Source organism: Nocardia beijingensis NBRC 16342 (genome assembly GCF_001612785.1).
Lineage (GTDB): Bacteria > Actinomycetota > Actinomycetes > Mycobacteriales > Mycobacteriaceae > Nocardia > Nocardia beijingensis.
Genome location: NZ_BDBC01000042.1, coordinates 20,051 through 30,980 on the forward strand (window position 1 = coordinate 20,051; position 10,930 = coordinate 30,980).

General features: G+C 70.1%; 10 protein-coding genes. 4 read left to right on the forward strand and 6 right to left on the reverse strand.

The genetic code is table 11. The annotated features are described in order from the left end of the window. Positions 1–13: 13 nt before the first annotated feature. Genes NB3_RS22750 through NB3_RS22760 form a run of 3 tightly spaced genes read right to left on the reverse strand, consistent with a single transcriptional unit; the run spans position 14 to position 3,295 of the window. A complete protein-coding gene (locus NB3_RS22750) occupies positions 14–985 on the reverse strand; it encodes an NAD-dependent epimerase/dehydratase family protein (protein WP_067807061.1) in 972 nt (323 codons plus the stop codon). 8 nt (positions 986–993) lie between these two features. Further along, on the reverse strand, positions 994–2,286 hold the full coding sequence (locus NB3_RS22755; protein ID WP_067807064.1) for a glycosyltransferase: 1,293 nt from the start codon (positions 2,284–2,286) through the stop codon (positions 994–996). Positions 2,287–2,317: 31 nt separating this feature from the next. After that, a complete protein-coding gene (locus tag NB3_RS22760; protein WP_067807067.1) occupies positions 2,318–3,295 on the reverse strand; it encodes a glycosyltransferase in 978 nt (325 codons plus the stop codon). Between the two features lie 160 nt (positions 3,296–3,455). Between NB3_RS22760 and NB3_RS22765 the strand changes: the two genes are divergently transcribed. The 4 genes from NB3_RS22765 (at position 3,456) to NB3_RS22780 (ending at position 7,612) form a co-directional block, all read left to right on the forward strand. Beyond that, positions 3,456–4,847, forward strand: a complete 1,392-nt coding sequence (locus NB3_RS22765; protein WP_067807070.1) for an aldehyde dehydrogenase family protein — start codon at positions 3,456–3,458, stop codon at positions 4,845–4,847. Between the two features lie 96 nt (positions 4,848–4,943). Further along, positions 4,944–5,831: a polysaccharide pyruvyl transferase family protein gene (locus tag NB3_RS22770; RefSeq protein ID WP_067807096.1), complete on the forward strand. Its 888-nt coding sequence runs from the start codon at positions 4,944–4,946 to the stop codon at positions 5,829–5,831. After that, the gene (locus NB3_RS22775; protein WP_218020626.1) at positions 5,828–6,712 is read left to right on the forward strand and encodes a glycosyltransferase family 2 protein; all 885 of its coding nucleotides are present in this window, start codon (positions 5,828–5,830) and stop codon (positions 6,710–6,712) included. The genes NB3_RS22770 and NB3_RS22775 overlap by 4 nt, the downstream gene beginning before the upstream one ends. 3 nt (positions 6,713–6,715) lie before the next feature. Next, on the forward strand, positions 6,716–7,612 hold the full coding sequence (locus NB3_RS22780; protein WP_067807074.1) for a glycosyltransferase family 2 protein: 897 nt from the start codon (positions 6,716–6,718) through the stop codon (positions 7,610–7,612). Positions 7,613–7,647: 35 nt separating this feature from the next. Here the strand turns inward: NB3_RS22780 and NB3_RS22785 are convergent, their stop codons facing one another. From NB3_RS22785 to NB3_RS22795, 3 genes are all read right to left on the reverse strand, one after another. Next, positions 7,648–8,625: an acyl-ACP desaturase gene (locus NB3_RS22785; RefSeq protein WP_067807078.1), complete on the reverse strand. Its 978-nt coding sequence runs from the start codon at positions 8,623–8,625 to the stop codon at positions 7,648–7,650. An 89-nt stretch (positions 8,626–8,714) separates the two neighbouring features. Then, the gene (locus NB3_RS22790) at positions 8,715–9,497 is read right to left on the reverse strand and encodes a sigma 54 modulation/S30EA ribosomal C-terminal domain-containing protein (protein WP_067807081.1); all 783 of its coding nucleotides are present in this window, start codon (positions 9,495–9,497) and stop codon (positions 8,715–8,717) included. A 254-nt stretch (positions 9,498–9,751) separates the two neighbouring features. Beyond that, on the reverse strand, positions 9,752–10,495 hold the full coding sequence (locus NB3_RS22795) for a hypothetical protein (protein WP_157111958.1): 744 nt from the start codon (positions 10,493–10,495) through the stop codon (positions 9,752–9,754). Between the last annotated feature and the right edge of the window lie 435 nt (positions 10,496–10,930).

A 10,930-nucleotide genomic window follows, 5' to 3' on the forward strand; every position in this document is an offset into this window, starting at 1 on the left:
CGTCCGGCGCCGGTCAGCGCACGGATTCTCCGGCCGACTCGGTCGTTCGCCCGGCGAACCAGTCGATCGTGCGCCGCAGGCCCTCGTCCCTGTCGACCCACGGCCACCAGCCCAATTCGCGGCGGGCCAAGGAGATGTCCGGGCAGCGCCGCTGCGGATCATCGATCGCGCCCTCGACATGCGTCACGATGGAACGGCTGCCGGTCGCCGCCCGGATCTCCTCGGCGAGGCAGCGCACGGAGATCTCGTGCGGATTGCCGATATTGACCGGTCCAGGATGGTCGGTCGAGGCCAGCGCGAGCAGGCCGCGCACCGTGTCGTCCACATAGCACAGCGAGCGGGTCTGCTCGCCGGTTCCCGCGATGGTGAGCGGCGCGTCCGACAAGGCCTGGGCGATGAAGGTGGGCACCATCCGGCCGTCGTCGGTCCGCATGCGAGGGCCGTAGGTGTTGAAAATCCGGGCGATTCCCGTGTTCACCCCGCGTTCCCGGCGGAAGGCCATGGTGAAAGCCTCGGCGTACCGCTTCGCCTCGTCGTAGACGCTGCGCGGGCCGACCGGATTGACGTGCCCCCAGTAATGCTCGGGTTGCGGGTGGACGGCGGGGTCGCCGTAGACCTCGCTCGTCGACGCGAGCACGAAACGAGCCCGATTCCGCTCGGCCGAGTCGATGGCGTTGGCGGTGCCGAGGGAGCCCGCTCGCAATGTCTCGATCGGCAGGCGCAGGTAGTCCGGCGGCGACGCGGCCGAGGCGAGATGGAAGACGACATCGAGGAAGCCGAGCGCGGGCAACGGCTGGGTGACATCGTGCTGGATCAGCTCGAAGCCAGGGCGGTTCAGCAGCCGGGCGACGTTGTCCGGTGTGGAGGTGGCGAAGTTGTCGAGCGCGACCACCGTGGTGCCCGCGTCGAGCAACTGCTCGCACAGGTGTGATCCGACGAAGCCGCATCCGCCGGTGACCAAGGCACGTTCGCATGGTTCGGACACGGCGCCGCCTATCCTCGACCGCTCGCGCGCACACCGTGATCCGTCGACGGCGCTTCGGGAGCAAGCTCCACGCCGTCGACCGCACCGCCATCGGTGGGCTCGCCCCCGCGGCGGGCGCCGGATGCGAGCACCCGGTGGTAGGCGTGGAGGGTCTCCGTGGCGATCCGATCCCACGAATAACGCGCCTCGACGCGCTCGCGCCCGGCGCGGCCGCAGCGCTCCCGGAGTCCGGGCGTGGTCAGCAGATCGCCCACCGCGTCGGCCAGTTCCGCCGGCTCGCGCGGAGGGACCAACCTGCCGGTCACTCCGTCGACGACGGTATCGATGAGACCGCCCACCGCGGTGGCTACCACGGGAACACCGCAGGCCATCGCTTCCAGCGGCGTCATCCCGAACGGTTCGTACCACGGCGTGCACACGGCGACATCCGCCGATCTCAGCAGCGGAGCAATCCGGGTCCTCGGCACCCGTCCCAGCATGCGCAACCGGTCGCGCACGCCGAGTTCGTCCGCCAGCGTCAGCAGCCGCTTGCCCTCCGGGTCGTCGGCGAGTTCGGCGTCATCCGGGCCGCCGACCAGGACGAGTTCGGTGTCCGGCAGGCCGGTGAGCGCGGTGATCGCGGTGTCGAAACCTTTGCGCGGCACCAATCTGCCGACGCTGATCATCCGGTGCTCGGCCGACTTCGGTTCCGCCGGTCCGTCGGGTGTGAACTGCTCGAGATCCACGCCGCAAGGGATCACCGAGGTCCTGGACCGGGGCACGCCGAGCCTGGCCAGTTCGAACACCTCGTCGGTGCAGGTGGCGATGATGCGGTCGGTCTGTTCGGCGATCAGCCGCTCGAGCCGAACCCGGTCGGCCGGACTGGTGTCGTCCGCGCCTTGGTGGCGGCGCTTCACCACGCCCAGCGCGTGGAAGGTCTGGACGACGGGAATGCCGCAGGGGCGTGCCCCCGACAGGGCCGCGAGCCCGGACATCCAGAAATGTGCGTGCACCACGTCGGGCCGGAGGTCGCGCCAGTGCTCGCGCAGGAAGACGCCGAATTCCATCATGTGCGGCAGCAACTCGTCCTTCGGCAGCACACGGGCGGGACCGGCCGGGACGTGAACCACGCGGTAACCCTGTTCGGGGGTGACCGTGTCCGGCGCGTCGGCCTCCTCCCGGCGGGTGTACACGGTGACCTCGTGCCCCTGTCCGCACAGGGCCGCGGACAACTCGGCGACATGCACGTTCTGCCCACCGGCATCGACCCCGCCGAGCACGGCGAGCGGGCTGGCGTGTTCGGACACCATCGCGATCTTCATGATTCCGCCTTCTCTCTCCGGGACACTGCCTTCATTCGGTGACCTCGGCGAGCAGGGCATCCCACCGGCGCAGGAAGACCTCGAGGCCGTAGTGCTCCAGCGCGAACTGCCGTGCCGACTTGCCCGCGAGCGCCGCGAGATCGGGTTCGTGGAGGAATTCGTGGAACTTCGCGGTGAGTGCCGCGACATCGGTGGAGATCGCACCGGCTTCCGGCGGCACCGCCATGACGGCCTCGGTCGTGGCGATGGCCACCACCGGCATGGCCAAGTGCATGGCCTCCAGCAGGGACAGTCCGAGCGAGGTCCAGCGCGCGGTGTGCAGATACACCCGCCTGCGCGCCATTTCCGGATGCAATGCCGACTGCCGCAGATCCCCGATGCCGCGGATCGGGTGTCCGGTGGATCCACCCGCCGTGTAATCGGCCGCGCCGATGCCGTACAGATCGATCGGTCCCGCCATCGCGAAGTCCGGCAACAGATCGCTTCCGGTGATCCGCCCGCGCCGCGTCGGTTCGTTGATCAGCGCCACGCCATGGGGCAGTTCACCGGTGTAACGCGCGCCGGGGTCGACGATTCCGTGTGGCACCACGCGGGTGGGCGCGCGTCCGTTGTCCCACATCAAATCGTTGAAGTGCGTGACGTGCACGAGCGGGATGTCGGCGCGATCCGCCAGCGGATGGCTGGTGGTGGCCGCGCTGGGGCGCGGCGCGTTGTGCTCGACGTAGACCGCGGGGATATCGGCGCCGGGCCGCCGACCGAGCCAGCGCTCGGTGAGCTCGATTTCCTCCGGGCGCTGGAGCACGACCACGTCAGGCTCGGTTTCGCGCAACCGATCCGAGGGCACTTCCGCGGCCGACGGCCAGTCGCGACCGCACCGTCCACGGCCCCACGGTCCGCCGCCTTCCACCACGGGCAGCAGATAACGGTGCCGCCCTTGGACGAACGACGTCGTCCATGAGCCGTGCACGTGCCACAGCAGCACGGTGAGCCGTTCGGTCTTTTCGGCCATGCCGGTAGCTCTTGCCTATCGACGTCGGATCAAACCTGGCCGGCGCGGCGCAGCAGCGAACTCTCAGCTATCGAAGGGTGTCCGATGTCGCTGTGCGGCGATTCCGATACGGCTGTGGCACGACTGGTTTGAACCGCGGATGCCAGGCAATGGCCGCGACATGAGCGCACCCAACGCTGCACCGTCAGCCACTGAACTCCGCGCGACCGAAACGATCGAAATCCTCGACCCCGCCAGCGGTGCCGCCGTCGGCAAGGTGCCGATGACCGACCGCGCGGAGATCGATCGGCGAGTGGGTGTGGCGAATCGCGCGCAAACCGCATGGGCGCGGACACCGGCGGCCGAGCGGGCCGCCGCCGTCCGTGCCTGCGCCGCGCTGGTGCGCGAGCGCGCCGATGAACTGGCCGAACTCAACCGGCTGGAAACCGGACGTCCACGGTCGGAGAGCAAGGAGGGCGTGCTGGCGGGTGCCGCGACGCTGGAGCAATACGCCGAACTGGGACCGCTGCACCGAGGCAGAAGCCTGCAAGGAGCTTTCGAAGCGACCGACCTCATGGTGTGGGAACCCCGCGGCGTCGTCGTCGCGCTGACGCCATGGAACGATCCCGTTGCGGTGTCCTGCGGTCTGCTCGGCGCGGCGCTGGTCACCGGGAACACCGTCGTGTACAAGCCGAGCGAACGGGCGCCGCACACCGGAGGCCTGCTCGGCGAGCTGCTGGCCCGCGCACTTCCCGAGGGAGTCCTGCAGACGGTGCAAGGCGACGGAAGGATGGGCGCCCTGCTGGCCGCACGGCTCGATGTGGACGTCATCGCGCATGTCGGCAGCACGGCCACGGGACGGTCGATCGCGCGGAGCGTGGCGAACACGGGCGCGAAGGCACTGCTGGAGAACGGCGGCAACGACGCGCTCGTCGTCGACGCCGGTGTCGATCCCGTCTGGGCGGCCGGGCAGGCCGCGCTCGGCGCGTTCGCGAACTCCGGTCAGATCTGCGTGTCGGTCGAGCGGATCTTCGTCCACCGGGACGTCGCGGAACCCTTCCTGGCGGCACTGGTGGCCGAGGCCGAGTCGTGGAATCCGGCCCCGCTGGTCGACCGGCGCCACCGCGAGCAGGTCCACGCGCAGGTCCGCGACGCGGTCGAGCACGGCGCCGAACTGTTGACCGGCGGCGTGCTGCCCGACGGCGCAGGCGCGCACTATCCGGCCACTGTGCTGGCGCAGTGCGATCCGGCCATGCGGATCATGCGGGAGGAAACCTTCGGTCCGGTCGCGCCGGTGCGGGTGGTGGACACGTTCGAGCACGGCATCGAGGAGGCCGCCACCGACGACTACGGTCTCGCGGCCTCCGTGCTGACGCCTTCGATGGCCCATGCCCAGCTCGCGTGGCGGGCATTGCCGGTGGGCACGGTGAAGATCAACTCGGTGTTCGGCGGCGCGCCCGGCGGGGCGGCGCACCCACGGCGCGCCAGCGGATCCGGCTTCGGTTACGGGCCGGAGTTGCTGGACGAGATGACCCAGACGAAGGTCGTGCACCTGCGCGCGGCCCCGAGCTAGGACACCGGCCCGCGATGTGCGAAGTTCGTGGTCACCGAACCGAGAGAACGCTGTCACGGCTGATTGACCTGGGGCGCGGCGGGTATGGGCACAGACATGCGGGTACTTGTCACCGGGTGGCCCAGCTTCCTGCACGGGGAAGCGACGGCCGGGGACGTGTTGAGCATGAGCCGGGTGTGCGACGCTCTGGCCTCCGCCGCGATCCCGCACGACACGGCGTGGAGCCCGGGATTTCGTTCCGACGCGATGCATCTGGACGACGCGGACTCCGGACGCTATTCGCACCTCGTCTTCGTCTGCGGGCCCGCGCACGGTGACCAGGTCCGGTTCCTGCACGAGCGGTACGCGAACTGCAGGCGCATCGCGGTGGGCGTCTCCGTCCTCGACCCGGCCGATGCCGCGGTCACCGGGTTCCACCGCATCTTGCCGCGCGACAGTCCGTCCGTCGCGCGACCGGACATCGCGGTCGGGGCGTCCACGGTGAGCGTCCCGGTGGTGGGTGTGGTCTTCGCCCCCGGCCAAGCCGAATACGGCATGGCCCGCAGACACCGGTCGGTGCATCGCGCGTTGCTGCGGTGGCTGCGCGAACTCGACTGCGCGCGACTGCCCCTCGACACCAGATTGACCTCCGACGACTGGCGGCTGTGCCGCACGCCCGACCAGCTCGCGTCGGTGTTCGCTCGCCTCGACGCGGTGATCACCACGCGGCTGCACGGCTTGGTGCTGGGACTGCGAGCCGGTATCCCGGTCCTGGCGGTGGATCCCATCGCGGACGGCGGAAAAGTCACCGCGCAGGCGAAGGCGCTGGACTGGCCCGCGCTGGTCCCCGCCGAACAGACCGCCGACGCCGGTGCGTTCGATCAGTGGTGGCGCTGGTGCCTGGCGCCTGCGGGACGCGAACGCGCGCGGCGGCGGGAGTTCCCCGCCGCCGATGCCCTGACCAGTGACCTGCTCGACGAACTGCTCGCGGGACGGCCGGCGTGAGCGCGCCGGCGGTGGCGAAGACCACCGTCGTCATCGCCACCCGCAACCGCGCCGCCGAACTGTCCCGAACCTTGACCGAATTGCGCGCATTGCGCCCGGCCCCCGCGATCGTGGTGCTGGACAACGCTTCGGTCGACGAGACGGCCTGCACGGCGGAAGCGTTCCCCGGCGTGCGCGTCGTGCGGCTTCCGCGCAATCTCGGCGCCGCCGCGCGCAACCTCGGCGTCGCGCTGGCTCGGACGCCCTATGTCGCCTTCAGCGACGACGACTCGTGGTGGGCCGAGGACGCGCTCGGTGAAGCCGAGCGGGTGCTGGACGCCCATCCGCGGCTGGGCCTGGTCGCGGGACGCACGCTCGTCGGCGCCGACCACCGTGACGATCCGGTGAACGAACTGATGGCGACCAGCCCGCTCGGGCATCCCCCCGGCTTGCCGGGCCCGTTGGTGCTCGGCTTCCTCGCCTGCGCCGCGATCGTGCGCAAAGAGGCGTATCTCCAGGCGTCCGGGTTCAGTCCGCTGCTGCATTTCGGCGCCGAAGAACGGTTGCTGTCCCTCGATATGGCGGCCTGCGGCTGGGACCTCTGTTATGTGGCGCGGGTGCGCGCCCACCACCACCCCTCGGCGCGGCGACCGACGCAGGCGTGGCGCAGACGGGCCGAACAGCGGAACAACGCGTTGATCGCCTGGATGCGCCGGCCGCTGCGGCGGTGCGCGGCCGAGTCCGCGAGCCTGCTGTGCCGGGCGGCGCGGGACCCGGGAACGTTGCTTGCGTTCGGGGGGATCGTTCGCCGCCTGCCCAGGGCGCTGGCGCAGCGGCGCAAGCTGCCGCCGGAGATCGAGCGCAGGGCCAGGACCCTGGAACTCGCCCATGGAAGGAAGTGACGGATGTCAACGGAACGGATGACGGTCGTCATCATCACCCGCAACCGGCGCGAGCAACTGCTGCACACCCTCGCGCACATGACCGCGCTCCCCGACGCGGCCCCGATCATCCTGGTCGACAACGGTTCCGCCGACGGCACGGCCGACGCGGTCGCCGCGGCGTTCCCTTCGGTGCAGCTCATCCGCTCGGCGGACAATCTGGGCGCGGTGGCCAGGAACATCGCGGTCGAGCGGGTGGCCACGCCGTACGTGGCGTTCTGCGACGACGACACCCGCTGGCAGCCTGGCGCGCTGACTCGCGCCGCCGATCTGCTCGACCGGTATCCGGGCCTCGGCTCGGTGACGGGACGCTGTCTGGTCGCCCCGGACCTGCGCGAAGACCCGATCACGCCGGAACTGCGCTATTCACCGGTCGCGGGGCCGGACTGGCTGCCCGGCCCCGCCCTGCTGGGCGTGATGGCGGCGTTGTCCGCCTTCCGGGTCAGCGCGTTCCGTCAGGTCGGCGGGTTCTCCCGGCGTCTGTGGTTCGGTGGGGAAGAGGAACTGCTCGCGCTCGACCTCGCGGCGTACGGCTGGTGGATGTGCTGGGTGGAGGACATCGTGATCCACCACGAGCCGTCCACCACCCGTGATCCGACCCATCGTCGCCGCCTCGGCATCCGGAACACGTTGTGGACGCTGTGGTTGCGCCGCCCGGCCCGCAGCGCCGCGCGGCGGACCGCGGTGGTGCTCAGATCGGCCCCGGCCGACCTGACGACGGCGGCGGCCGTTCTCGACACGCTGCGCGGGATGCCATGGGTGCTGCGTGAACGAAAAGTGCTGCCGCCGCGAGTGGAGGCCGGTCTCGTTCTGCTCGAGGAATCGCAGCGCTGTTCGGCCGCGCGGCGCTATGTGGGCTGACGGTCGTTCCGCCGGCGAGGAGCCATCCGGCGGCACTAACCCGGCAGGGAGCCGACACCCCGGCGTGCTTCCCGCGCGAGGGCGCGATCGCGTTGTTCCTCGAACCGGGGAATGCGCACGTGCTCGAGGTCGTCCATGAAGGCGGTGAGCCGTTCGCGGGCTTGCTCGCCCCGCGGCCCGAAGTCATTGCGGCCGAACAGATTCCACTGCCGGATGACGGGTTGCAGCACTTCTTCCATGTGCTGGCGCAGATCGTAGATGCCGTGTTTGGCCATGAGGACGCCGTTGCGCCGGAAGTTGGGCATGCCGGTTCCTGGCATCCGGAAGTTGCGCACGATCAGGTCGATCGCTTCGACGGCCTGATCGGGCACCAGATCCAAGGCGGCGGCGCACATGCCGCGATAGAAGATCATGTGCAGGTTCTCGTCGGCGGCGATGCGGTGCAGCATGCGGTCGGCGACCGGATCGTCGCAGACGGCCGCCGTGTTGCGATGACTGATGCGGGTCGCCAACTCCTGGAAGGACACGTAGGCCACCGAGAACAGGAATCCGCCGTCACCGGTGGTGTCCGTTCGCTCCATCGGCGCGGCGAAGCCGTGGGACATGTGCGCCATACGGTCGTTCTCCAAGGCGACCGGGTCCACACCCCGCGTGACGACGAGGTAGTCCCGCAGGACGATGCTGTGGCGGGCCTCCTCGGCGGTCCATCGTCCCACCCACGAGCCCCACGCGCCGTCCCGGGAGAAGTTCGCGCTGATCTCGCGGTGATAGGACGGAAGGTTGTCCTCGGTGAGCAGATTCGTGATCAGGGCCGCCTTCGCCACCTCCGACAGCCGCGATTGGTCCGGCTGCCAATCAATTCCGCCCAGCATCGCGAAGTTGCGTCCCGCGTCCCACGGCACGTAATCGTGGGGATGCCACTCCTTGACCATGGACAGGTGCCGGTTCAACGCGTCGCCCGCGAATGGTTCCAGTTCGGTGAGGATCTCCAGCTGTGTCAGATCACGCGCCACGTGTCCGCCTTTCTTTGCATTGCCCGGAAGGAGAGGTGATCGATGAACGGCACGGTCCGGTCGTGACAGTGCCGGGGGAGTGTGGTCGTTCAGGCGGTCGCCGCGTCGATGCCGCCGGTGGCGGGTGCGACGAGCGTCAGGCCGCCGTCGTAGCGGCGATACATCAGATGGCCGCGCCCCGAGGCGGAGTCGGTGTAGAACAGCGACGGCAAGCCGTTTTCGCATACCCGTGCCACGGCGTCGGTTTCGGTCAGCTCCGGCGCCGGACGGGGATAGACGGTGAACAGTCCTGGAGTGCCCGCGATCGAGCTCGGAGTACGGACACTGTGCTGGCGCGCCATCCGCAGCCCGAACGGCCCGGCGCGGTGGACGACGGCGTCCTCGCCGGTCTCGGCATCGGTGAACAGATGCGCGTCGTAATCCATCGCGTCCATGATCGCCGCCGCCGCGGTCGGCGAGCCGGTCAGCGGCGCGACGACCTTGCGGCGGACGAGATCTCCCGGGCCGGGCGCGTCGAGCGGCCGACGGTCCTGATCCGGCCACGGACGCGGCTGCCACGCCTTCAGCGACGCCTTGATCTGCCGTTCCAACCGCACCACCGTCGGCAGCGCGTCACCGCGGCGTCGCGCCAGCGTCTGGATGCGCGTCTGGGTGCCGCCGACGGACAGGTTCACCTGGACCACCATCGGGCCGTCGTCGCGGTGCGGCCCGGTGATCCGCAGACGGGCGCCGCCCGCGGCAGGGAAGCGCGACAGCAGACGGCCGACGGTACCGGCGAAGCGCTCCCGCTCGAGGGCGGGCACCCGGCCCGCGACGAACACCGCCACCTCCGGGAACGACGTCGACGACCACGTCTCCGACACCAGCGCCATCCCATCCTCCACTGCTCGCCACCCGACTCACCTGGCAAGACTGTGCCCGCGGCGTGTGGGGTGCCCGTAGGGCCGAAAGTCCGCGTCGCTGGTTACTTTCAGCATCGGCGAGTCCCTCGGCGACCGGGCGTCCAGCGCTGGATCGTCCGGCGACCACGGCCGGTCACGGTGTGCCGCTGCCCAGGGATCGACGCGGGTCTGCCACCCGCACACGGGCGAGCCTCAGCGGAGCGGGAGGTGGCGTGCCGGCCCGCTCACTCGACGCGCCCGGCCGGTTCGCTGGAACGCGCGCCGGCGAGTCGCCGCGGCAGCCGCAGTGACGTGCGCGGACGGTTGTATGCCCATTGGGCGACGGCGATGACGGCCGAACCCAGCGAGGTGACGCCGGCGAGCAGGGCCCAGTGGGTGAGCCCCGCGGTGTTGTAGGAGACCTGCCGTACCCCCGGCGCGATCAGGCTGCCGTTGCCGAAGGCCCAGCTCGTCACCATGCCGACCTGTCCGCCGAAGTCCGTCGAGCGCGCGAGCATGCCGCGTAGCTCGGGAGCCTTGCTGTTGACGTAGAGCACGGTGAGCAGGACCAGCGCCGAGGTCGTCACCGCGCACGCCGTCGCCGCACGCGCCAGGATCTCGGTGCGCAGCCGGAGATGCACCGCCACCAGGCAGACGGTCATGACGATCGCGCCCGCGGACAGCAGTGCCAACGCGCCGCTGATCCGCGCGGTCGGAGGCTGCGTCGCGGACCAGACGTTGAGGTAGGAGGTGGTCGCGGTGATCCGGCCGAAGGCATCCGCACTGGCTTTGCCGTCGGCGCCCGCCGCCCTCAGCCACGGCTGGTACAGCAGGATCAGTGTGACGATGCTGCCTGCCACGGCGCCGAGATAGCCCCACTGGCCCTTCAGCGCCGACCGGAGCGCACGCGATCCGCCGAGCCGTCCCGGCGTCGCGTCCGGTACTCGCTCGAGCCGAGAGTCCTTTGCTGACCAGGGGGTTGGCTGCACTTCGCTCCGAAATCGAGGAGGGTTCGCTGTGGAACCAGGGGCGGACATGGCAATCCCCGGCTGCGGTCGTCCGCACGCACGGTGCTCAGCAGGGGTCTCCGGACATTAGGAGCTGCGGATCGTCCGGAGAATGATTGCGCTCAAAGCGATCTGAAATGCCGGTCGGGCTGGGTGCGGGAATAGGGCATCCAGCGCTGAGCGGGTTGCGGGAGCAGGTACCGCCCCCTAGGATAAGTAAGAGGTTACTTACCATGTTGCGCCGACCTGCCAGCGGTCGGATGGCGGTGGGGTGACCGACTCGTCGGAGGGGAGGGCCGGTCACCCCACCGTCACCCGACACCTCGGCTTCCTCGCTCGCGGGAAACCCGGGTGGCGAGCTCGCCGCGCTTCGGAATCCCGGGGTGCTTCACCGATTCGCGGCGTTCGGTGTGCCGA